Annotated in this window: 23 protein-coding genes, 2 tRNA genes and 1 rRNA gene; 23 read left to right on the top strand and 3 right to left on the bottom strand. The window is 39.9% G+C overall.

The window, feature by feature from the left end; translation table 11 throughout:
• From B5473_RS00130 to B5473_RS00110, 5 genes are all read left to right on the top strand, one after another.
• Positions 1 to 291, top strand: a complete 291-nt coding sequence (locus tag B5473_RS00130; protein ID WP_079523123.1) for an RNA-binding S4 domain-containing protein — start codon at positions 1 to 3, stop codon at positions 289 to 291.
• A gap of 86 nt (positions 292 to 377) precedes the next feature.
• Complete coding sequence (gene yabP, locus B5473_RS00125) at positions 378 to 677, top strand: sporulation protein YabP (protein ID WP_008408271.1); 300 nt, start codon at positions 378 to 380, stop codon at positions 675 to 677.
• Positions 674 to 1,135, top strand: coding sequence for a spore cortex biosynthesis protein YabQ (yabQ, locus tag B5473_RS00120; RefSeq protein ID WP_079523122.1), 462 nt, complete (start codon positions 674 to 676; stop codon positions 1,133 to 1,135). The genes yabP and yabQ overlap by 4 nt, the downstream gene beginning before the upstream one ends.
• Positions 1,136 to 1,181: 46 nt before the next feature.
• Positions 1,182 to 1,616 (top strand): FtsB family cell division protein, encoded by a 435-nt coding sequence (locus B5473_RS00115; protein ID WP_079523121.1) that lies wholly within the window; start codon positions 1,182 to 1,184, stop codon positions 1,614 to 1,616.
• A gap of 239 nt (positions 1,617 to 1,855) precedes the next feature.
• Positions 1,856 to 2,284: a S1 domain-containing RNA-binding protein gene (locus tag B5473_RS00110; protein ID WP_008408265.1), complete on the top strand. Its 429-nt coding sequence runs from the start codon at positions 1,856 to 1,858 to the stop codon at positions 2,282 to 2,284.
• A 122-nt stretch (positions 2,285 to 2,406) separates the two neighbouring features.
• Here the strand turns inward: B5473_RS00110 and B5473_RS00105 are convergent, their stop codons facing one another.
• The 3 genes from B5473_RS00105 to B5473_RS00095 all read right to left on the bottom strand — a co-directional run bounded on the left by B5473_RS00105 (position 2,407) and on the right by B5473_RS00095 (position 2,882).
• On the bottom strand, positions 2,407 to 2,595 hold the full coding sequence (locus tag B5473_RS00105) for a sodium:potassium antiporter (RefSeq protein ID WP_254865202.1): 189 nt from the start codon (positions 2,593 to 2,595) through the stop codon (positions 2,407 to 2,409).
• 132 nt (positions 2,596 to 2,727) lie between these two features.
• A tRNA-Glu gene (locus B5473_RS00100) sits at positions 2,728 to 2,799 on the bottom strand.
• A 6-nt stretch (positions 2,800 to 2,805) separates the two neighbouring features.
• Positions 2,806 to 2,882, bottom strand: a tRNA-Met gene (locus B5473_RS00095).
• 255 nt (positions 2,883 to 3,137) lie between these two features.
• On the opposite strand from B5473_RS00095, the gene B5473_RS00090 reads away from it, so the two are divergent.
• The 18 genes from B5473_RS00090 to B5473_RS00005 all read left to right on the top strand — a co-directional run.
• Positions 3,138 to 5,492, top strand: coding sequence for a SpoIIE family protein phosphatase (locus tag B5473_RS00090; RefSeq protein ID WP_079523119.1), 2,355 nt, complete (start codon positions 3,138 to 3,140; stop codon positions 5,490 to 5,492).
• A 21-nt stretch (positions 5,493 to 5,513) separates the two neighbouring features.
• Complete coding sequence (gene tilS, locus B5473_RS00085; RefSeq protein ID WP_079523118.1) at positions 5,514 to 6,920, top strand: tRNA lysidine(34) synthetase TilS; 1,407 nt, start codon at positions 5,514 to 5,516, stop codon at positions 6,918 to 6,920.
• A 32-nt stretch (positions 6,921 to 6,952) separates the two neighbouring features.
• Complete coding sequence (gene hpt, locus B5473_RS00080) at positions 6,953 to 7,495, top strand: hypoxanthine phosphoribosyltransferase (RefSeq protein ID WP_079523117.1); 543 nt, start codon at positions 6,953 to 6,955, stop codon at positions 7,493 to 7,495.
• A gap of 185 nt (positions 7,496 to 7,680) precedes the next feature.
• The gene (gene ftsH, locus B5473_RS00075) at positions 7,681 to 9,717 is read left to right on the top strand and encodes an ATP-dependent zinc metalloprotease FtsH (protein ID WP_079523116.1); all 2,037 of its coding nucleotides are present in this window, start codon (positions 7,681 to 7,683) and stop codon (positions 9,715 to 9,717) included.
• A 250-nt stretch (positions 9,718 to 9,967) separates the two neighbouring features.
• On the top strand, positions 9,968 to 10,735 hold the full coding sequence (locus B5473_RS00070; RefSeq protein WP_079523115.1) for a type III pantothenate kinase: 768 nt from the start codon (positions 9,968 to 9,970) through the stop codon (positions 10,733 to 10,735).
• 17 nt (positions 10,736 to 10,752) lie between these two features.
• Positions 10,753 to 11,634: an Hsp33 family molecular chaperone HslO gene (gene hslO / locus B5473_RS00065; protein ID WP_079523114.1), complete on the top strand. Its 882-nt coding sequence runs from the start codon at positions 10,753 to 10,755 to the stop codon at positions 11,632 to 11,634.
• Complete coding sequence (locus B5473_RS00060) at positions 11,618 to 12,592, top strand: peptidyl-prolyl cis-trans isomerase (RefSeq protein WP_079523113.1); 975 nt, start codon at positions 11,618 to 11,620, stop codon at positions 12,590 to 12,592. Before hslO ends, B5473_RS00060 begins: the two co-directional genes overlap by 17 nt.
• Positions 12,593 to 12,992: 400 nt before the next feature.
• Positions 12,993 to 13,928 carry a cysteine synthase A gene (gene cysK, locus B5473_RS00055; RefSeq protein ID WP_079523112.1) on the top strand — a complete coding sequence of 312 codons (936 nt, stop codon included), beginning with the start codon at positions 12,993 to 12,995 and terminating at the stop codon, positions 13,926 to 13,928.
• 149 nt (positions 13,929 to 14,077) lie between these two features.
• Positions 14,078 to 15,487 (top strand): anthranilate synthase component I family protein, encoded by a 1,410-nt coding sequence (locus tag B5473_RS00050; RefSeq protein ID WP_079523111.1) that lies wholly within the window; start codon positions 14,078 to 14,080, stop codon positions 15,485 to 15,487.
• A complete protein-coding gene (gene pabA, locus B5473_RS00045) occupies positions 15,484 to 16,053 on the top strand; it encodes an aminodeoxychorismate/anthranilate synthase component II (protein ID WP_079523110.1) in 570 nt (189 codons plus the stop codon). Before B5473_RS00050 ends, pabA begins: the two co-directional genes overlap by 4 nt.
• Before the next feature lie 12 nt (positions 16,054 to 16,065).
• The gene (gene pabC / locus B5473_RS00040; protein WP_079523109.1) at positions 16,066 to 16,929 is read left to right on the top strand and encodes an aminodeoxychorismate lyase; all 864 of its coding nucleotides are present in this window, start codon (positions 16,066 to 16,068) and stop codon (positions 16,927 to 16,929) included.
• Positions 16,913 to 17,773, top strand: coding sequence for a dihydropteroate synthase (gene folP / locus B5473_RS00035; RefSeq protein WP_079523108.1), 861 nt, complete (start codon positions 16,913 to 16,915; stop codon positions 17,771 to 17,773). Before pabC ends, folP begins: the two co-directional genes overlap by 17 nt.
• Before the next feature lie 10 nt (positions 17,774 to 17,783).
• On the top strand, positions 17,784 to 18,152 hold the full coding sequence (folB, locus tag B5473_RS00030; RefSeq protein WP_079523107.1) for a dihydroneopterin aldolase: 369 nt from the start codon (positions 17,784 to 17,786) through the stop codon (positions 18,150 to 18,152).
• Positions 18,149 to 18,673: a 2-amino-4-hydroxy-6-hydroxymethyldihydropteridine diphosphokinase gene (gene folK / locus B5473_RS00025; RefSeq protein ID WP_079523106.1), complete on the top strand. Its 525-nt coding sequence runs from the start codon at positions 18,149 to 18,151 to the stop codon at positions 18,671 to 18,673. Before folB ends, folK begins: the two co-directional genes overlap by 4 nt.
• Positions 18,625 to 18,828, top strand: a complete 204-nt coding sequence (locus B5473_RS00020; protein WP_079523105.1) for a helix-turn-helix domain-containing protein — start codon at positions 18,625 to 18,627, stop codon at positions 18,826 to 18,828. The genes folK and B5473_RS00020 overlap by 49 nt, the downstream gene beginning before the upstream one ends.
• Before the next feature lie 20 nt (positions 18,829 to 18,848).
• Entirely contained in the window at positions 18,849 to 19,859 is a 1,011-nt protein-coding gene (dusB, locus tag B5473_RS00015) for a tRNA dihydrouridine synthase DusB (RefSeq protein ID WP_079523104.1), read from the top strand.
• A gap of 175 nt (positions 19,860 to 20,034) precedes the next feature.
• The gene (gene lysS / locus B5473_RS00010; protein WP_176141981.1) at positions 20,035 to 21,537 is read left to right on the top strand and encodes a lysine--tRNA ligase; all 1,503 of its coding nucleotides are present in this window, start codon (positions 20,035 to 20,037) and stop codon (positions 21,535 to 21,537) included.
• Between the two features lie 566 nt (positions 21,538 to 22,103).
• A 16S ribosomal RNA gene (locus B5473_RS00005) occupies positions 22,104 to 22,196 on the top strand; the annotation flags it as partial.

Raw genomic sequence — 22,196 nt, 5'->3', positions numbered from 1 at the left:
ATGCGCTTAGATAAATTTTTAAAAGTTTCACGTTTAATTAAACGTCGAACATTAGCAAAGGAAGTAGCGGTGCAAGGCCGTATTACGATCAATGATAAAGTGGCAAAAGCAAGCAGTACCGTAAAAGTAGGCGATGAGCTGGCAATTCGCTTCGGTCAAAAAATTGTAACGGCACGTGTTGAAGAAATCCGTGAAAATGTGAAAAAAGAAGATGCATTAAAAATGTTCACAATAATAAAAGAAGAGCGTTTAGAGAAAGTTGAGCCTGAATTTATTGATGATGAAGAATAAGAATAGGGCATGACCAACTTTTTGAGTCATGCTTCTTTCCGTTGATGCATATAGTGTACAACTATAAGCTCAAAGGGGGACTTGCATTGACTATTCATCAAGAAAGCGCGCGCTATACCATTTCGTCAGGAGATCACTTAGTAACGGTACGTAATCGTAAACGGATGGACATGACATCTGTTAAAAGTATCGAACGATTTGATCAGGAAGAATTTTATGTGAATACATCACAGGGCCATTTATTGATTCGTGGTGAGGAACTTCGTATTGTTCATTTAGACGTGGACAAGGGATTACTTACGTTAGAAGGGGAAGTGAAGCAATTCCAATACGATGAAAGCGAGAGTGGCTTATCGAAAAGTTTCCTTCATAAATTGTTTGGATGATGATGAGTGCGCAGCTTATAAGCATTCTTGTCATGTTTATAAGCGGAGTTGCTGTAGGTGCAATAATCGATTGTATCCGAATTAATGTAAATCGTATCCCTCTAAAAAATATTCGACGTATTACCTGGATTTTAGAATGGATAGTCTGGTTAATACTAGGGGTTACTACGTTTTATTTATTATTTATAGTAAAAGGAGGGCAATGGCGGGTAGTTGATCCACTTGCCCAAATCGCCGGAATTGCAACTTATGAATTGCTGTTCCAAAAAATTATCCGCTTTATTGGAAGAGTGTGTATAAATTTATTTGTGAAGCCGGTTTTTTTTATTGGACATGTAGTAGTTAAGCTGGTTAAAAATATTATAAAACTATTAATAGGGATCGTATTATTTATTTGCCGTCCCTTTATTAAGTTTTTCAAGAAATATTTGTTAAAAAACTTTAAAACACAGCAGTGAACTCGTATAATGATAACAACTATTGATTGTGAGGGAGGAGACGGAAATGGGAAGAAGAAATGTGCAAGAAGAGCTACATAACCATAATGTCCAGTCGTTGAATAACGATTATGTCCGCTCAAATCCGCAAGCAAAAGCTCAAATTAAAGCAAAAATTGCTGTACGTCGTCGCAGAAGATTAGCAGTATTTTTCATTTTAGCAACTGTAGTAATAGCCGTATTAGTAAAAGCGAACATGGTCCAAAGTGATCGCCTCGCCGCGAAACAAGAAACAAAAGCCGCGGTTGAAGAACGATTGGATGAAGCGCTTCACAGACAAGAGCTCTTAAATTTGCAGATTGCGAAGCTGGAAGATGATGAGTATATTGCGAAGCTGGCAAGAAAAGAATTTTTCCTTTCTGAAGAAGGCGAAATTATTTTCACAATACCGAATAAATCGGACAAAGAAAATAAAGACAAGCCTGAAGATGACAAAGAATAATGTAAAACGCGTTATATAAAGAAAAATGTGACTTTGAAATTTAATAAAAAACCAGTCGGTATTGTAATTTTGCGATAAAATTTCTGGTATTAATTGCCTTTAGGTAGAGTGTCTTGTTGACACTCTTTTTATGTTAGCTATAATTAGAGAAGAAGCTATTGAACAAAAGTTTCATTATAATTGATAAATGGCTTTTCAATCGAAGAGTCTCTTAAAATTTAAGGAGGAGCATTTTTTTTATGTCAATTGAAGTAGGCAGCAAAGTACAAGGTAAGGTAACAGGAATCACAAATTTCGGTGCATTCGTTGAGCTTCCAGATGGGAAAACAGGTTTAGTTCACATTAGTGAAGTGGCAGATAACTACGTAAAAGATATTAACGAACATCTTAAAGTAGGCGATGAAGTCGAAGTTAAAGTGATGAATGTTGAAGCGGATGGAAAGATTGGTCTTTCAATTCGTAAAGCAAAGCCTCAAGCTGAGCGACCAGAGCGTCCACAGCGTCCTCGTCGCGAAAACAACCGTTCTAACGATCGTAATGATCGTCAACCAAAAGAGAACTTTGAACAGAAGATGGCGCGTTTCTTAAAAGATAGCGATGAGCGTTTAACTACATTAAAGCGTGCAACTGAGTCTAAGCGCGGTGGCCGTGGAGCTCGCAGAGGATAATTTTGCTGGCTGTTTGAACGTAGAAAAAGTGTCAAATAGATGATAAAGCGATGGATTGTAAGTGCAAATCTTACAATCCATCGCTTTTTTTCGTGAAGAAGGGTGTGGAATCAGTAAATAGATCATCCTTTTTCAGTATTATGCTTGATGAGAACACGGATAAGGGTAACAAAGCAAAAAATGCCTCCTATTAATCCGATTGCAATCATAATTATTTGTAATGGGAGCGGCAGGTTTGTCAATATGACGCCTCCAACGACTAGAAGCATGCTAATACCGCAAAGAAAAGCTAAATATGTAAAGTTTTGCACCAAAGAAAACGCCTCCTCTTAATCAATAAGTATAATGTATAAGGGAGAGTGTGTGTCACGAATTTACAGAATATGAATAGAGACAAAATAAAAGCCGCCTAGGAATACTAAGTTCCTAAACAGCTTTTGAGATGACCCGTACGGGATTCGAACCCGTGTTACCGCCGTGAAAGGGCGGTGTCTTAACCACTTGACCAACGGGCCTATAAATGGTGGCGGCAGAGGGAGTCGAACCCACGACCTTTCGGGTATGAACCGAGTGCTCTAGCCAACTGAGCTACACCGCCAAAATTAACAACAAAACTAATAATACATTGCAGTCTATTTAGTGTCAACACTATTTTTTTAATATTTCACCTATCATAATAAGCAGAAAGTTACTGTGTATTATTTTTTGTGATTTCTGCTAAAAAAAGCGCAAAAACGCGCATATTACCGTAAAAAAACCGTCGAACAATTTTTTGACGTCAACCCTACAAACAGACAAAATTCACTTTTTCAGCTTTATATAATAGCGTTAAAAAGAAAAGGTGATAGTAAAAATGGTGACATTAAATAATCAAAATGAGTTTCAAACACTAAACTTTAGCTTATTCTTATATAAAGAAAAATCGAGAATGATAATAGCGAGTGTTATAGTGTTTGCAGCTTTCTGTTTTGCTCAGGCAGTTTTCTTTGAAGCTGTTACTCCGTTATTTTTACCTTTTTGGCTTGTTATTCGAACGAGATTTGTCTCATTTCAGAAGAGTGCTTTACTAGGGGGAATACTCGGAACGCTCTTTCTTGGCTTTGGACAAGCAGCTGTTGTTTTGGTCCAGCTTTTCTTCATGGAATGTCTCGTCCGTTTTAAGTTTATAAAAATATCCCCTTACTTTTTACTAGCCAGTACAATTATTGCTATTCAACTAGGATGGCAGATGATGCTTCATAGCGGTATGCCATCTGTTATGACATTATTTTATATCGTATACGAATGCTTTTTTGCGGTATCGATTTTGTTTTTTATGCGTATTTTGACATTGCCGGGTAAAGAAAATGGAAATATTGAGTGGACAAGAGAAAAAATAACGGCAATTATTGTCGTTTTAGCCGGTATGCTAATCGGCATGGAAAACTTGACTCTTTTTTACTTTTCAATGGCGCTGATCGTTCTTCACTTCCTCATTTGCCTTGTAGCCTATGCCTCTACAGTTGGAGCTACGGTCATCTTTTCATTATCTCTTGGCTTTTTTATCGGCTTAGCAAACTTATCTTTCACAGGTATGATGATTTTATATGCTTGTACAGGGCTGGTCGCTGCTTTTGTACAAAATCAGGGACGTTATGCCGTTGCGCTCTTTAGCTTTTTGCCAAGTATCTTTTTCTTCTTTTATGATGCGACATTACCGATTGACAGTGTTTATTTTATGTCGATGCTTACAGGAGCGATCATTTTTCTGCTTTTGCCGAAAAATATACTTGAGTATTGCAAAATGTACTATAAACAAACTACAGTCAGCATCATTCAAGTGAACCGCAATGAAGTGGTGGAAGTACAGCTTAAGCAGTTTCAGCAGTTTGTATCTTTTATGAAGGAGCTTGTGTTTGATCATTTCACACAAAATAAGACTAAAAGTAAGACAACAGCAGAACCGTTTCTAATTTGCTCCAGCTGTTTCAAATATGAAGAATGCTGGGGGAGAAAAGGGGAAATGGAAGGGATTATCGATTCATGGCGCTTAGCGAAAAGAAGTACGAAACCGGTCAGCTGGATTCGAGTAGAGGAACAGCTGAAGGGGAAATGCATTAAATCTTCTAAATTGCTGGAAGAACTAGAGTCTGCTTTACACAAAGAGCATATGGAGAGACAGTTCTATCATGGCAAAAAAATGATAGCCTTACAGCTTCGTGATTTAAGCAGCCACTTTGAAAAACTGTTAAACAGCCAGCGATTAGAAATCGGCACATCGGAAATGGATGGGGAGATGCAGCAATTCTTAAAAGAACATGATATTCACTGTTTGCATATTCAGTGGATAAAAAACGAAATAGGGAATCGAGAGTTCGTTTGTTATGTCGCAGATCATCGTGATGCACATGTCGTTATCCAGCAACTAGAGCAGCAACTGTTTGAATTTTTGCATGAACCATTGAAAGGTGAACAGATTTACGAGCAGCAATCGCCTATTTTTTATCGTCAAATTAAGTTTACTTCAGCAATTCGTTATCAGTTGGAGTATGATATATATACGTATTCCCATGCAAACCATGCAATTTCCGGTGATTCTTACCGTGTATTTCCGATTCATCCGGGACTTATGGCGATTATGCTGTCGGATGGAATGGGGACGAATGTTCGAGCGAATCGTGAAAGTGAACGCTTAATTCAAATGATGCAGGATTGCCTTACGTACAACATGGACCCTGAAACAGCGATGCACACAATGCATTATGTTATGTCGCTGAAAAACGATTCGGACATGTATGCAACAATGGATTTTGCGCTTGTCGATTTACAGTTTGGCCATTTATGGTGTTGGAAAGCGGGAGGCATGACAACATATGTGTTAAGAGGGAATGATTTATTCAAAATAGAAAGTACAAGTGCCCCGATTGGTTTTTTACCTAATTTCGCAATTGATACGGAAATGACGCAACTATTGTCAGAGGATGTTATTTTAATGATTTCTGACGGGTTATTTTCACCATCTGCGCAATGGGATGCACAGGAGCAATTATTTATCAGGCTGATTCGTCAAGGACTGGATAATGGTGCTTCCATCCAGGTTGTACTATTCGATGTTATGACGCAATTCAAACAAAGATACCCGATTGCAGACGATTGCACCGTCATGCTATTCCGTTTGCAGCATGTAATAAAACCGTGGCAAGTATTCAGACCAGCAATCACACATTGAAATGTAATATGAGGTGAGTAAATGCACACTTTAGAACATCAAGTATTAGCGTATATAAAAGAGCAGCAGCTTATTAAAAGCGGAGATAAACTATTAATTGCTTGTTCAGGAGGCGTTGATTCAATGGCGCTTCTTTCTTTTTTTTATCATTTCAGGCACTATTTTAAAATTGAGATCGCCGTGGCGCATGTTGACCATATGCTGCGCGGCGAACAATCTGCTCAAGACCGCCAATTTGTTGAGCAAGCATGTAATGACTGGGCAATTCCTTTCTATAGCTGTGCGATTCCCATTGCGGAAATCCACAAAAAAGAAGGCGGAAACATTCAGGCGATTTGCCGGAAGGAACGCTATCAATTTTTTGAAACCGTCATGCATACACATAAGTTTTCAAAATTAGTAACTGCACATCATGCGGACGATCAGCTCGAATCAATGTTAATGGCCTTGACGAAAGCGAATTCACTAAACGGATTAAAAGGTATTTTACCGTCACGTAAATTTCAACAATTTACCGTAATTCGTCCTTTTTTGATGGTTACAAAAGACGAAATTGGGGAATATTTACATAGTAAAGGTCATTTATACCGTGAAGATCCAAGCAATGCAAAGAATAATTATACCCGCAATCGTTTCCGTCACAATGTCGTCCCAGTCTTGAAAGAAGAAAACCCCCTTGTTTCCCGGCACGCAGTCCACATTGCACAGCAGCTTTTAGATGATGATTCGTATTTAATGGAGCTTGCAGAAGAGCGTTTTTCGAAGCTTTTTCTGAAAGTCGACCAAAATTGTTATAAAGTGAAGTTATCGGAACTACAAAAAGAGCCACTTGCTTTACAAAGAAGGCTCATTTTAATACTATTAAGTTATCTTTATAACGATTCAAATACGATTCAAAGCTACGCACTTTGTACGATGATTTTGACGTTATTCTCAACGTCGGATGGAAGTCGAACACTTGATTTACCGGAGAATTTTATTGCGCGTCAACAATACGATGAAGTTGTATTTGAATATAAGCAGCAGGACTTGCCGACTTCAAATCAACAAATCGCTTTGAATGAGTGGTGTGTGCTTGGAACGATGCGCATATATATTGGGGAACTTGCACAATGTGATGAGGACTTACTGCAAAAGTATCCGCATCACTTTTTCGCCGCATCTGCCGTATCGTTTCCCTTATTCGTAAGGGCTCCCAAACAAGGGGATCGTATTTTGCTACAAGGTATGCAGCATCAGAAAAAAGTATCACGCATTTTTATTGATGACAAGATTCCTTTAACAAAAAGAGCTAACTGGCCATTGTTAGTCGATGCTAATGATGATCTTTTAGCGATAGTAGCTGTACGCGTTAACAATAAATTTTCTAATGTAAAGTCGGCAGTGCATGAAATGGTGCTTCTTGTCGATAGCAATGAACGTCTTTAGAAAGTTTGAACAATAAAAGGAGGAATCTACTCATGATTCAAAATGACATCGAAAAAATTATGATTACAGAAGAACAAATCCAGGAACGTATTAAAGAGCTTGGCGCTCAACTGACAGAGGAATACAAAGACATGTTCCCATTAGCTGTTGGGGTATTAAAAGGTGCAATGCCATTTATGACAGATCTGATGAAACGTTTCGATTCTTATGTAGAACTGGACTTTATGGATGTTACTTCATATGGGAATGCAACTGTTTCATCTGGGGAAGTAAAAATTCTTAAAGACTTAAATACAAGTGTGGAAGGCCGCGATGTCATTATTATTGAAGATATTATCGACAGTGGTTTGACATTAAGCTATTTAGTAGATTTATTTAAATATCGTAAAGCAAAATCGATTAGAATCGTAACGTTACTGGATAAGCCATCTGGTCGTAAAGTGGAATTGAATGCAGATGTTGTTGGCTTCGAAGTTCCGGACGGTTTTGTTGTAGGCTATGGTTTAGATTATGCAGAGAAATATCGTAACTTACCTTACATTGGAATTTTAAAACGTGAAGTATACTCATTTTAATATTTTCTAGATTGTACAAACCTTCAATTTTGAGGCAAGCATCCAGACATAAGTAGTAAATGAACGCATTTTGTCATAATTCGTTTTGACGTTTAAAATGTGCGGTGCTTTTTATTGTATGAAAATTTCAACGTATGTTAAGATTTTACTTATAGTTTTTCTGTAACGTTGTGAGGAGGCTGGGGATGAATCGAATATTTCGATACACCATATTTTATTTACTAATATTTCTCGTGATTATCGGGATTTTTGGAACATTTAATGGTGGAAAAAAGACAACTGAAAACCTTGATTACTATGCGTTTTTTGAGGCTTTAGAGAGCAATGAGATTGCTTCTATGGATATACAGCCTGAAAGAGGCGTGTATAAAATTGTAGGTCAGATGAGAGGCGCTGAAGAAGGCGAAACTTTCACAGTAAACGTTTTACAAAATGACCAAACTTCTGTAGACCGTATTTTGCAAATTGAAGAACAAGTTGCAAACGGCGAATATCCGGGAGTGGAAATTTTAGAACAACCACAAACAAGTGGGTTCGTAACATTCCTTACGAGCATCATTCCATTTGTCATCATTATTATTTTATTCTTCTTCTTACTAAGCCAATCGCAAGGTGGCGGTAATAAGGTGATGAACTTCGGGAAATCAAAAGCAAAACTATTTGATGACACGAAGAAAAAAGTTCGTTTCAATGACGTGGCAGGTGCTGACGAAGAGAAACAAGAACTAGTTGAAGTAGTAGATTTCTTAAAAGATCACCGTAAATTCACTGATATCGGTGCACGTATTCCAAAAGGGATTCTATTAGTAGGTCCTCCAGGTACAGGTAAAACTTTACTTGCACGTGCTGTTGCCGGTGAAGCGGGCGTACCATTCTTCTCGATTTCAGGTTCTGATTTCGTAGAGATGTTCGTCGGTGTCGGTGCATCTCGTGTTCGTGACTTATTTGAAAACGCTAAGAAAAATGCCCCATGTATCATTTTCATCGATGAGATTGATGCAGTAGGTCGTCAACGTGGTGCAGGTCTTGGTGGTGGACACGATGAGCGTGAACAAACATTAAACCAATTACTAGTTGAAATGGATGGTTTCGGTGCAAACGAAGGTATTATTATCATCGCTGCAACAAACCGCCCGGATATTCTAGATAAAGCATTATTACGTCCAGGTCGTTTTGACCGTCAAATTACGGTTGGTCACCCAGACGTAAAAGGCCGTGAAGCAATCCTTAAAGTACATGCACGCAATAAGCCGTTATCAGATACAGTTGATTTGGCTGCCGTTGCACAGCGTACACCAGGATTCTCAGGTGCAGATTTAGAAAACTTGTTAAACGAAGCAGCTCTAGTAGCAGCTCGTAAAAACAAAAAAACAATTAACATGGCTGATATTGATGAAGCTTCTGACCGCGTAATTGCCGGTCCTGCAAAAGCAAGCCGTGTATATTCTCCAAAAGAGAAAAAGCTTGTTGCATTCCATGAAGCTGGTCACGTAGTTGTCGGTCTTGAGTTGGATGAAGCAGACACTGTTCATAAAGTAACGATTGTCCCTCGTGGTCAAGCTGGTGGTTATGCCATCATGTTACCGAAAGAAGAACGCTTCTTCACAACTAAGCAAGAGTTACTTGACCGTATTGCCGGGTTACTTGGCGGACGTGTTGCGGAGGAAATCGTACTTGGCGAAGTATCAACAGGTGCACATAATGACTTCCAGAAAGTAACGAGCATTGCACGTGCAATGGTAACAGAATACGGAATGAGCAATAGTCTTGGTGCTGTTCAATACGGTTCAAACCAAGGCGGCAACCCATTCTTAGGTCGTGACTTCGGTTCAGACCAAAACTATTCTGATACAGTAGCATATGAAATTGATAAAGAAGTTCAGCGTATCGTTGATGAGCAATATGCTCGTACGAAACGTATTTTAACAGAGCGTCGTGATTTACTAGATTTAATCGCAAATACGTTAATTGAAAAAGAAACGTTAAATGCTCAACAAATCGAACATTTACGCGACCACGGTATATTACCTCCTGAAGAGGCGGTAGTAGAATCAGAGCTTCCAAAAGAACAAAAAGAAGCAACACCAACAATTGAAACTGCTGGTAATGTTTCGATCAACGAAGAAGTTCAAGGTGAGAAGAAATCACCAACAGTTGAAGATTTACCGAAAGACGTTTCAGATGATCGCCCGCAAGGCATCGATGAAGACCGTCCAAAATAATACAACGAAACTGACTATTTCCTGGGAAAAGGAGATAGTCAGTTTTTTCTTCTTATTATGTTGCCTTTTGACAGAACGTATGTTGATTAAAATGGAGGCCGCAGACTCTAGAAGAAAGTTTCTGTCCGCTTGAGAAATCAACGGATGTTGTTGAAAGGGAAGGATTGCCGGCTAAAAATACTGAATACTGTATAGTAGATGGCCAAATATGGTATGATTTTTTTCAGTACAGGAAAAGTAGGTGCCACTTGTGATTTTAGTAATGAATGCAGGTAACTCCAATATCATTTTAGGAATTTATCATCAGGATAAACTTATCCATCATTGGCGGACAGAAACAAACATACGGAAAACTGAAGATGAATATGCGATGCAATTTAAGGCGTTTTTTGCTCATGAAGGCATTTCATTTGAACAAGTAAAAGGGATTATTATATCCTCAGTTGTGCCACCTATCATGTTTGCACTTGAATTAATGTGTAAAAAATATTTCAATATCCAGCCTTTAATTGTAGGGCCCGGTGTAAAAACAGGCTTGAATATAAAGTATGAAAATCCGCGTGAAGTGGGTTCAGACCGTATCGTGAATGCGGTTGCCGCATTACAGCAGTATAGCGGCAGACCACTAATTATTATCGATTTTGGTACAGCGATTACGTATTGCTTTATTAATGAGCGCGGCGATTATGTTGGGGGCGCCATTGCACCCGGTATTGCCATTTCAACAGAGGCGCTCTATACACGTGCTGCCAAACTACCTCGCATAGAAATTGCCCATACATCACAAGTTGTGGCAAAAAATACGGTAGCTGCTATGCAAGCAGGTGTTTTTTACGGTTTTTTAGGACAAGTAGAAGGCATCGTCAGCCGTATGAAGGCTCAAAGTAAAGAAGAGCCCCTCGTTATAGCAACTGGCGGGCTGGCAAAGTTAATCGCTAATGAAACCCAGATGATTGATGTCGTCGATCCATTTTTGACACTCAAGGGACTCGCAACGATTTATAAAAGAAATCAATAGAAAAGAGGAATTTCAACATGAAAGACTACTTAGTAAGAGGAATTGCATATGACGGACAAGTTCGTGCATTTGCAACAAATACAACTGAAACTGTAGGAGAAGCACAACGCCGTCATAATACATGGCCGGTCGTATCTGCTGCGCTTGGCCGTTCAATGACAGCATCTGTTATGATGGGTGCGATGTTAAAAGGGGACGACAAAATTACGGTAAAAATTGAAGGGGACGGTCCAATCGGTCCAATGGTTATCGATGCAGATGCCAAAGGAGATGTGCGCGGCTTCGTGACAAACCCACATGTTCACTTTGAATTAAATGAACAAGGAAAACTGGATGTACGTGCAGGTGTCGGTTCTCAGGGGGCATTGACAGTTGTTAAAGACTTAGGTTTACGTGATATGTTCTCGGGTCAAACACCGATTGTCTCAGGTGAAATCGCTGAAGACTTCACATACTACTTCGCTTCATCTGAACAGGTACCTTCTTCAGTAGGTTTAGGTGTATTAGTAAATCCGGATAATACAATTTTAGCTGCAGGTGGCTTTATTATTCAATTAATGCCAGGCTGTGATGAAGAAACGATCGAAGCAATTGAAAAACGTTTGTCATCAATTGAGCCTGTATCAAAAATGATTGAAAAGGGATATTCACCTGAGCAAATTTTAGAGGCGGTATTAGGAGAAGGAAATGTTCAAATTCTTTCATCAATGCCTGTACAGTTCCAATGTCAATGTTCAAAAGAGCGTTTTGGTGCGGCAATTATCAGTTTAGGTGTCGGTGAGATTCAGGAAATGATTGACGAAGATGGTCAAGCAGAAGCGCAATGTCACTTCTGTTTAGAAAAGTACCACTTCGATAGAAATGAACTTGAAGGCTTTGTGAATGAAATCCAATCGTAATCTACACCAAACACCACAACCACAAAATAATTTACCGTACACACAACGACGCTTAAAAACAAAACCTACGTTGCTGCTATTGCTGCTATTGTTAATCGGAAATCTATTTTGGTTTGTTTTATGGTTACTCCCATCTGATGAAAAAACATCAGAAAAAGAAGATGGCGGCGGCGAAAAAATTGCTGCCGTCGAGGGAGATCCAATTACACGCCAACAATGGCTCGCTGAAATGGAAAACCGATACGGAAAAGAAACATTGCAGAGTTTAGTAAATGAAGCTGTTATGGAAAAAGCTGCGAAAAAATATAAACTCGAAGTAAAAGATGAAGAGATTGATTTAGAAATAGCCCTATTACGCTCGGCACAAGATTCAAATGATACAACTCTACATAGCTTATCTCCAGAGCAACTGCGTCAAAAAATGCGTGCTCAACTCATCCTGGATAAAGTACTAACAAATGATATTGTAGTGGAAGAGGACGAGGCGAAAAAATATTATGAAGACAATAAGTCGATTTATAATATTCCAACTACACACCGAACAAGTATGATTATCGTGAATTCAAAAGAGGACGCGGAACGGGTGGAAAAAGAGCTGAAGGACGGTTCTGATTTTGCGGTTCTGGCACGTGAGCATTCATTGGATACAGCTTCGGCTAGTTTAGGAGGCGATATTGGCTTTATTTCATCAAGTCAGTCGGCAGTCGATCCTGCAATTTTACCGGTAGTGGAAAAGCTGAAGGAAAAGGAGACTTCCAAACCATTTGTATTAAGCGATGGACGCTATGCGATCGTCAAGGTTACAGAGAACATGGAAGGGCAGTCATTCAGCTTTGATGAAGTAGAAGGCCATGTAAAACGCCAGCTTGCTTTAGAACAGCTGCCGCCTTCCATTACACCGGAAGCTTTCTGGGCAGAATTTGATGCCACATGGATCTATGGAGAATCCAAAAATTAACGCAAGATTTTAGACAGGCAAGGACAGAAGTTGGAGTTTTTAGTGAAAGAAGAACTTTTATTGAGAAACTGCTACTTTATAAAATTGATTGGAATGGAGGGGCGACTCCTGGGGGATAAGCACGACGCCTGAGACTAGGAACAAAAGCTAAGAACGCCACGTCCTGTGGCAACGCTTTTGTGACCAACATCTTGTTGGCCCCACGCCGTGCCCCCGGAAAGCGTCCCCGGAATGGAAATCAATTTTTGTTGTCCTGCATTTTTTAATTTTTAAAGCAAAATAGTCAGAAATTTTCAAAAAATTTCGTTTCAATTAATTGACAAGTAGTATTAAAAATTGATAAGATACAAATTAAGTAAAACCTATTGAATTGGTAGGGATTTGGAGAGGAATGGATAATATGAGTAAATTAGCAAATTCAGTGGCGGACTTAGTAGGTCGCACACCAATCGTAAAATTAAACAATGCAACAAGTGAAAATGAAGGTACAGTTTACGTAAAACTTGAATACTTTAACCCGGGTTCTTCAGTAAAAGACCGTTTAGCTTTAGCTATGGTTGAAGCAGCGGAAAAAGACGGCACATTAAAGCCAGGCGGTACAATCATCGAGCCGACTTCTGGTAACACAGGTATCGGTTTAGCAATGATTGCTGCAGCAAAAGGTTATAAAGCAGTTTTAGTAATGCCTGAAACAATGTCATTAGAGCGTCGTAACCTTTTACGTGCTTATGGTGCTGAATTAGTATTAACACCAGGTCCAGAAGGTATGAAAGGTGCAATTGCAAAAGCAGAAGAATTATCTAAGTCAGAAGGTTACTTCTTGCCACAACAATTTAAAAATGAAGCAAACGCAGAAATTCACCGTTTAACAACAGGTCCTGAAATTGCGGAAGCATTCGAGCAAGAAGGCTTAAAATTAGATGCATTTGTTGCAGGTGTAGGTACTGGCGGTACAATTACTGGTGCAGGTGAAGTATTGAAAGAAAAATTCCCTGAAATCGAAATTATCGCTGTTGAGCCTAAAGATTCTCCAATTCTTTCAGGCGGTAACCCTGGCCCACATAAAATTCAAGGTATTGGTGCAGGTTTCATTCCGGACGTATTAAACACAGAAGTATATGATTCTGTATTACCGGTTGAAAACGAAACGGCATTCGAATATGCACGTAAAGTAGCGCGCGAAGAAGGTATTTTAGCTGGTATTTCTTCAGGTGCAGCAATTTACGCAGCAATCGAAACAGCAAAACGTTTAGGTAAAGGCAAAAACGTATTAGCGATTATCCCATCAAACGGTGAGCGTTACTTATCAACACCTTTATACCAATTTGAAGACTAATTAAAATTTATCTAAGAAATCTTTAAAAGCCAATTTGCGAGAATCCCTCTCGTAAAATGGCTTTTTTTCTTAGAAACTGCTAAGTTAAAAATGGATTTTTACAGCGTTATCGAGTTTAATTAAGAAAAAGGTAAAGCAGGTGTAAATAGATGCAACAACTAGAAACACATACATTTTACATGACAAAAGACGAATTTTATTATAGTTTCCAGGAACAGACGGCAAAAGAAAAACAGCGGGCGTTTATGGAAAGCGGTCGTGGAGGGCATTATTCAATCGCCGCATGGGAGCCTATTGCAACCGCAAAGTCAGTAGCTCAAGGCCTTGAACTGACTTGGAAAAATGGAGAGACAGAGCTGAAAACAGGTGAGGCACTTGCGGAACTGGAAAAAGTGATCGCCGAGTACAAGCTTGAATCGAATTCGAAACTTCCTGATTTCCAGGGTGGGGCAATTGGATTTATTTCATATGATTATGCACGCACGATTGAATTCCTTCCAAATCAGGCGGAAGATGACTTAAAAGTACCGGATCTTTATTTTTATTTATTTGATCATTGGGCAATACATAATGTCCAAACAGGTGAAGTAACATTAATGAAATTTGCTACTAGTGAAGTCGATTTACCCTCATGGCAAACGGATTGGCAACAGTATGCGGAAGCCGGGTTGGAAAAGCGTCATTTTAATCAGGAAACAGCAAAAAACATGCAGCAGGATGAAGCGGAATTACAAGTTTCTTTCAGCGGGGATGCATTTGAAGCTGCTATACATAAAATTCAGCATTATATTGGACAAGGTGATGTGTTCCAGGTGAACTTGTCTGTGCGTCAGGCGAAAAAACTTTCCGCTGCACCGATTGCGATGTATGAGGCGGTTCGTTCGTTTAATCCTTCGCCGTATATGGCTTATATCGAAAGTGAAGATTTTGCGGTTGTGAGCGGTTCTCCGGAATTGCTTGTAAAACGTAAGGGCAATGAGCTTTCAACAAGACCAATTGCAGGAACACGTCCGCGCGGAACATCTGAGGAGCAAGATTTAGCGTTGGCCAATGAGCTTATTGAACATGAGAAAGAGCGCGCAGAACATGTCATGCTGGTTGATCTGGAACGCAATGATTTAGGACGGGTGAGCAAATACGGAACGGTAGAAGTAAATGAGTTCATGGTCATCGAGCATTACTCGCATGTAATGCATATTGTTTCGAATGTCCGCGGGGAAATTGCGCAAGGGAAAACAAATGCGGATGTCATTCGGGCAATGTTCCCGGGTGGAACGATTACAGGGGCACCGAAAATCCGTACGATGGAAATTATTGAAGAGCTTGAGCCGGTACGCCGTGGTCTTTACACAGGATCAATCGGTTGGATTGGCTATACAGGTGACTTGGAATTAAATATTGTTATCCGTACAGCGTATATTCAAGATGGCATTGCCTACATTCAGGCCGGTGCCGGAATAGTCATCGATTCGATTCCGGAAAACGAGTATATTGAGTCAATGAATAAAGCGAAAGCAATGTGGCAGGCAAAAGCGATGGCAGAAGAGGTGAGCAAATGATTTTAATGATTGATAACTATGATTCGTTTACATATAACTTAGTGCAATACTTCGGTGAATTCGGCCATGAGCTGGTCGTAAAGCGCAATGACGAAATTACGGTGGAAGAAATCGAAAAGCTCCGTCCGATGATGCTTGTTATTTCACCAGGACCTTGTACACCAAATGATGCGGGAGAAAGTCTTCGTATTATCGAACATTTTGCAGGGAAGCTTCCGATTTTAGGTGTGTGCTTAGGTCATCAGGCAATTGCACAAGTGTTTGGCGGCGATGTTGTGCGTGCAGAGAGATTGATGCACGGGAAAACTTCACCTGTTCTTCATAATGGGGTTGGCTTGCACAGAAAGAATGCGAACCCATTTTTAGCAACGCGTTATCATTCACTGATCGTAGAGCCTGCAACATTACCGGAATGTCTGGAAGTGACGGCTTGGACAGAGGAAGGCGAAATTATGGGTCTGCGTCATAAACAGTATCCGATTGAAGGGGTTCAATATCATCCGGAATCAATTATGACTGAAGACGGCAAGCAGCTGTTACGAACATTTATTGAGACGTATTGTTAGGAGGAATGGACAATGCTTTGTTGGATGAATGGCCAGTATATCGATGAACAGGATTTGAAAATTTCCCCGTTTGATCACGGTTTTTTATATGGACTCGGTTTTTTTGAAACGTTTCGGACGTATGAGGGGAAGGCTGTCTATTTGCATGAACATTTCAGCCGCCTGCTGGAAGCGCTAAAAGAATACCGTATTCATTTTCCATATACGCTACAGAACATAGAAGAGGTTATTGAAAAGCTCAATGCACAGGATGGCAAAGAAGGGTATTTTCGTTTAAATGTATCGGCTGGTGAGCATCCGATTGGACTTGCTCCGACAGAATATAACGAACCAACCGTTATTCTGTTTCGTAAAGAACTGCCGAATATGGTGCGCGGTACAGAAAAAGAAGCGGTCTGGCTGAAAACAGCGCGTAATTCCCCTGAACAGCAGATTCGCTATAAAAGTCATCATTACGGCAATAATATTCGAGCGCGGCTAGAATTGCCGAGTTTAGCGACACAAGAAGGTTTCTTTACTGATCAGGACGGTGTTGTTGCAGAAGGCATTACGTCAAACGTCTTTTGGATAAAAGATGGTATACTGTATACGCCTTCTACTAATTTAGGTATTTTACCGGGCATTACCCGAAAAATAGTCATTCAACTCGCTGACGAACTCCACATTCCGGTCAGGGAAGGCCGCTTTATGGCATGGGAATTGGAACAGGCGGATGAATGCTTTGTTACAACAGCTGTACAGGAGCTTGTACCGATTTCCCGTATCGGGAAGGTACAGTTTGCCGGCAGTGAAGGCAGACTATATAAAAAGCTGCATCAACTATATTTACAGAAAATCATTACGCGTTTAGGAGACCGTCATGTTAGAAAACTATAAAGTACTCACATTAAATGGGATTGAACTGGATTTTCGCAAAGAAACATTCGTGATGGGCATTTTAAATGTAACACCGGACTCATTTTCGGATGGCGGCAAGTTCAATTCGGTTGAAAAAGCCGTTGCCCAGGCGAAAAAAATGGTGGCAGATGGAGCGAAAATTATCGATGTCGGCGGGGAATCGACACGCCCTGGCTATATACGAATTTCCGATGAGGAGGAAATAGCACGTGTCGTACCGGTAATTCGAGCGCTTCTAAAAGAAGTACCTGCGATTATTTCGATTGATACGTATAAATCAAATGTTGCGCGTGCCGCAATTGAAGCTGGCGCACATATTATTAATGACATATGGGGAGCAAAAGCGGATCCTGAAATGGCAAATGTCGCAGCAGAATTGGATGTGCCGATTATTTTAATGCATAACCGTCTGTCTGATCAGTACGATAACTACTTTGCTGATTATATGGCCGATATGCAGGAAAGTATTGCGATTGCAAAAGCAGCGGGAGTACGTGATGAGCATATCTTCCTTGATCCGGGCATCGGTTTTGTGAAAAGTCTAAGTGAAAGCATTGAAACGATGCAGCGCCTCGATGAGCTTGTTGCATTAGGTTATCCGGTATTGCTTGCGACATCGCGCAAACGTATGATTGGGTCAATTTTGGAATTACCTGTAGAGGAACGAGTGGAAGGGACAGCTGCAACTTGTGCATTTGGTGTCCAAAAGGGCTGCCATATGATGCGTGTTCATGATGTAAAGGAAGTGGCGCGTACAGTGAAAATGATGGATGCGCTTGTAGGGAAATTTGAAGTACAAGGTGAATTGGCACCGAGACATTAAGGAGTTTGCAATGGATTATATTCATTTAAAAGAAATGCAGTTTTTTGGTTATCACGGTGTATTGCCGGAAGAGAACGTATTAGGACAACGCTTTCGGGCTAATGTTTCGCTTGCTGTTGATATGAAGCGGGCGGGTGAGACAGACGAGCTGGATCATACGGTAAGCTATGTTGGCGTTTATGATATTTGTAAAGAAGTGATTGAAGGTAAACCGTATAAATTAATTGAAGCGGTAGCGGAAAAAGTTGCTTCAAGTATTTTAACGCAGTATGAAGGTCACATTTTTGGATGCCGCGTCGAAATTATTAAGCCTGATCCTCCAATTCCGGGACATTATAAAGAAGTCGCAGTCGAAATTACAAGAGGGCAATTCATATGACGACGACAGCATATTTATCGATTGGTACGAATATCGGTGAGCGTGAGCAAAACTTGCAGGACGCGGTAAAGCTGCTCATTGCAAATGAGGCCATTTCAGTAACATCGATTTCTTCAATTTATGAAACAGCAGCAGTAGGTTATACAGACCAGGCCGATTTTTTAAATATTGCCGTTGCTCTTGAAACGGAGCTTGATGCCTATGAGCTTCTAGCGCAATGCCAAAAAATCGAAAATGATCTTGGCCGTGTTCGTGAATTCCGCTGGGGACCGCGAATAATCGATTTGGACATTTTGCTGTATGGTCAAGAACAGTATGAAACAGAAAAATTAACAGTTCCACATCCTCGTATGTATGAGCGTGCATTCGTGCTTGTACCGTTAGAAGAGATTATGACGCAAAACTATGATATGCTTGTAGGCGTGCAAAAAGCGTTACATGCACTTGATATAGAGAAAGAAGGCGTCAATCTGTGGAAGAAAATCAATACGGTCGCAGAATTCGTGCCTTTCGAAAACTGAAACGAATTCAGCAAACCGAATTTGCAAAACATATAGGTATATCTGTAACAATTTTAGGACGTATTGAACGAGGAGAGAAAAGTGCCTCTGAAGAACAGCTTCAAACAATTGCAGATGTATTACAAATAGATGTAAACGAATTAAAAGGTGAATAACCTAGTGGAGGGAACAAAAGGTGTCAAACATCGACCAAAAGCCATTCCAAATAGGCGATATTATTATGGATAACCGTGTCGTTCTTGCCCCAATGGCCGGAATTTGCAACTCGGCTTTCCGTTTAACTGTAAAAGAGTTTGGTGCAGGATTAGTCTACGCGGAAATGATCAGTGATAAAGCGTTGAATATCCGCAACAAAAAAACATTGGACATGCTTTATATTGATGAGCGCGAAAATCCGATGACACTGCAAATTTTCGGAGGAGACAAAGAAAATTTAGTAGAGGCAGCAAAGTTTGTAGACAAACATACAACAGCCGACATTATCGATATCAATATGGGGTGTCCTGTAAACAAAATTATTAAATGTGAAGCTGGCGCAAAATGGCTTCTTGATCCGAACAAAATTTACGAAATGGTTTCGGCTGTTGTCGATGCAGTCGATAAGCCAGTTTCGGTAAAAATGCGTATCGGATGGGATGAAGAGCGTGTATTCGCTGTAGAAAATGCCCAAGCAGCAGAACGTGCAGGTGCAGCCGCTATTGCAATGCATGGCCGAACTCGTGTGCAAATGTATGAAGGTAAGGCAAACTGGGATGTCTTAGCCGAAGTGAAGAAAAATATTAGTATCCCATTTATCGCAAATGGGGACGTAGAAACACCGGAAGATGCAAAGCGCATTCTGGAACATACGAATGCAGATGCGGTTATGATTGGTCGTGCTGCTTTAGGGAATCCATGGATGATCTATCAAACGGTGAAATACTTGGAATCAGGTATTCAAATTCCAGAGCCTTCTATTCGTGAAAAGATGGATGTTTGTTTACTTCATTTTGAACGTTTAAAAGCACTTAAGGGTGAAAAAGTAGCGGTAAGAGAAATGCGTAAACATGCATCATGGTATTTAAAAGGAATTCGCGGAAACGGGAAAATCCGTAATGCCATCAATTTAACAGAGACTGAGCAAGATTTACGTATACTTTTAAACAGTGTTGCAGATGAATACGAAGAAGAAGCGGTTATTGTATAAACAGTAGTAAAAGGCATCAGTACATGGTGCCTTTTTATTATGTAAAGGAAATTCGCTTAACAGAATTATCTGATATTTAAAATTAATTCGAAACAGGTGAATCACTAAAAGAAATGCTGTACAATGGAAACATTATGGACTATTGTGCCGTTTTGGAGCGCAAAAACATTAAGGAGTGAAATACGTGTCAAATATCGAAGAATTAAACGACCAACTTTTGGTGAGACGCCAGAAGATGACAGATATTCGCGAAAACGGTATGGACCCATTCGGCAGCCGTTTTGAACGCACACATTTATCGAACGAAGTTATTGCAGAAAATGAGCAATTTGATAAAGAGCAATTAGAAGAAAATCCACGTCAAGTTGTAATCGCTGGACGTATTATGACGAAGCGCGGAAAAGGTAAAGCAGGTTTTGCGCATATCCAGGATCTAGCTGGCCAAATCCAAATTTATGTACGTAAAGATGCAATCGGTGAAGAAGCATATGAATTATTCAACAAAGCAGATCTTGGGGATATCGTAGGGGTAAAAGGAAACGTATTCCGTACGCAAGTTGGAGAGCTATCTGTTAAAGCGACAGAGTTCACTTTCCTAACAAAAGCGTTACGCCCGCTACCTGATAAATTCCACGGCCTGACAGATGTAGAACAACGCTACCGTCAACGTTATGTAGATTTAATGACAAACGATGAATCAAAAACAACATTCATCCAACGTTCAAAAATCATCCGTGCAATCCGCAACTATTTAGATAACAATGGTTATTTGGAAGTTGAAACACCAATGTTGCATACAATTGCAGGTGGTGCGGCGGCTCGTCCGTTCATTACACACCACAATGCATTGGATATGGAACTATATATGCGTATCGCTATCGAGCTGCATTTAAAACGTTTAATCGTTGGCGGCTTGGAAAAAGTTTATGAAATCGGCCGAGTATTCCGTAACGAAGGTATTTCAACTCGTCACAATCCGGAATTCACTATGATCGAATTATATGAAGCGTATGCAGACTATAATGATATTATGGACTTAACAGAAAACCTTATTGCACATGTGGCACAAGACGTTCTTGGTACGACATCTGTACAATACGGTGAAGATACAATTGAATTAGGTATTGGCTGGAAACGTGTGCATATGGTAGATGCAGTTAAAGAAGCAACAGGTGTAGATTTCTGGGCACCAATGACTGTAGAAGAGGCACGCAAACATGCTGCTGAACACGGCGTGGAAATTAAAGATGCACATGAAGTAGGTCACATCATTAATGAATTCTTTGAACAAAAAGTAGAAGAAACATTAGTACAACCTACTTTCGTAACAGGTCACCCAGTGGAAATTTCTCCATTAGCGAAGAAAAATCCTGAAGACCCACGCTTCACAGACCGTTTTGAGCTATTTATCGTTCGCCGTGAGCATGCAAATGCTTTCACAGAATTAAATGATCCAATCGATCAACGTGAGCGTTTCGAAGCTCAAATGGCCGAAAAAGAAGCAGGAAATGACGAAGCACATGAAATGGATAATGATTTCATCGAAGCATTAGAATACGGTATGCCGCCAACTGGTGGTTTAGGTATCGGTATTGACCGCTTAGTAATGTTATTAACGAACTCACCATCAATTCGTGATGTTTTATTATTCCCGACAATGCGTCATACAACGAAATAAGTTTAGCTTAATAAGAGCCCTGCGTTATTCGCATGGCTCTTTTCTTTATTATAGAAAGAAGGGCGTAATTACTTGTTTTTGGTGAACGGTGAGGGTGTGCTGGGGTTTAGGGTACTATAGAAGGATATAAAGAGATGGGGGCTATTAGGCATTCTTTTCTATATAAAGTGAAAGGAATCACGAGAGGGGAATAGATTTTAATAAAAAGTATAATATTTTTTGAAATAACTATTGCAATATAGTTGTAGGGGTGGTATATTATTTCTTGTCGCTAAAACGTGACGCAACAAATTACAAAGTTCTTTACTTTTCGACTTCAGAGTGGTAAAGTATAAGAGTTACCGAATTTATAGTGAAATATGAGTTGAAAACTTTTTGAAAAAAGTTGTTGACATCCATATCACATAAATGGTAAGATATAAAAGTTGTCACAACGACAACGCAATGAACCTTGAAAACTGAACAAGCAACGTTAATGAAACAAGCTTCTTAAATGAAGCAAACAATAGATTTCAACTTCTAACGAAGTTGAATCGCTAGCAAAGCAAATGAGCTTTCAAACTACTTTTATGGAGAGTTTGATCCTGGCTCAGGACGAACGCTGGCGGCGTGCCTAATACATGCAAGTCGAGCGAAAATTTTATTGGTGCTTGCACCTT

This window comes from Solibacillus isronensis, from assembly GCF_900168685.1.
Classification (GTDB): domain Bacteria; phylum Bacillota; class Bacilli; order Bacillales_A; family Planococcaceae; genus Solibacillus; species Solibacillus isronensis_A.
The sequence above is the reverse complement of the archived record's forward strand: the minus strand, read 5'-3'. Positions and strand labels throughout refer to the sequence as shown.